Annotated in this window: 1 protein-coding gene; it reads right to left on the reverse strand. The window is 53.6% G+C overall.

The genetic code is table 11. The features are described from left to right. Positions 1–157: 157 nt before the first annotated feature. Positions 158–739: a hypothetical protein gene (locus tag NW860_RS10310; RefSeq protein WP_414514026.1), complete on the reverse strand. Its 582-nt coding sequence runs from the start codon at positions 737–739 to the stop codon at positions 158–160. Between the last annotated feature and the right edge of the window lie 218 nt (positions 740–957).

Consider the following 957-nt stretch of genomic DNA (forward strand, 5'->3'; position numbering starts at 1 on the left):
CGGCCTGGGCCAAGAGAGGCACAAGGGCACTGCCAATTCCCCCTGTGGCCCCTGTAATGAGAACAACCGCCTGGGACAATGAGGAAGACACGTTACGTTTTTTAAACTCTCCCTCTCATCATACCCAGGGAGTGGCCTTGAGGGACGATCCAGAGAGTTAAACGCGACGCAGCCGCAGTCGTTGCACCCATTCTTCCCCGAAGCGCAGCCAGTCTGCCATTTTTTCTGGACTCACCTGTTGGTCGTCCCGCCAAACAATAAGCTGCGGCCCGGATCCCTCAGCGCAACAAGGAGGATGCTGCTCCAAGAAGCTAAGAAACCTAGGATGGAAGCGCAGGCGAATCTTAGCCTCATCTTCTCCGCGCAAAAGGTAGCGGCGAGAAAAGTCGGGATGGTTCTCGAAATTGATATCCTGCATGCCAAAAGCTTTAGCAACGTCGTGGAACAAGGGAACTTCTGGGTGCAGCCGAAAATGAGGTAGCCGTAGGTCTTCGCAATAGGCCCAGAAAACAGACTGGCAATGAGTGCCGCGACTCTTGCCCCAGACAATCCTGCGACTCTTGCCCCTGCCGCTGGGGTACCTATACTGATAGTCAAAGGCACCGATCTCAGTTCCATCGATTAGCCGCTTGGACATTGAGTTGTAGAAACGTCGATCGTAGCCTTGTTCAAATAGTTTAAAGCCTGCCTGAAGCAAGCGGGAGCGGATCCCTTCGGGTAGCTCTGCTGAAAACGACATGCCCAGGCTCCTGGCCACCTGCTCCAAAGCTTCCCGACGCTTCTTCTCTAGATAGTCAGCTAGATAGACAACAAGCGCCAGAAGGCCTAAGAGAATAAGGACCCAAATAATAAGAGCTATAAGCCATCCCATCCAAACCCCCCCTGAGTTTGTAAACTCAGCGCCCCCACCCAGAGTACCAGAGCAGGCACAAAAAAGGGATCCCTCCAGCAAGAAGG

Origin of the sequence: Synechococcus sp. F70.1, from assembly GCF_047502745.1 — a bacterium.
Taxonomy (GTDB): Bacteria; Cyanobacteriota; Cyanobacteriia; order Thermostichales; family Thermostichaceae; genus Thermostichus.

Coding starts and splice junctions, on each gene's coding strand:
- NW860_RS10310 (WP_414514026.1), bottom strand. CDS start 739: ATGTCGTTTTCAGCAGAGCTACCCGAAGGGATCCGCTCCCGCTTGCTT.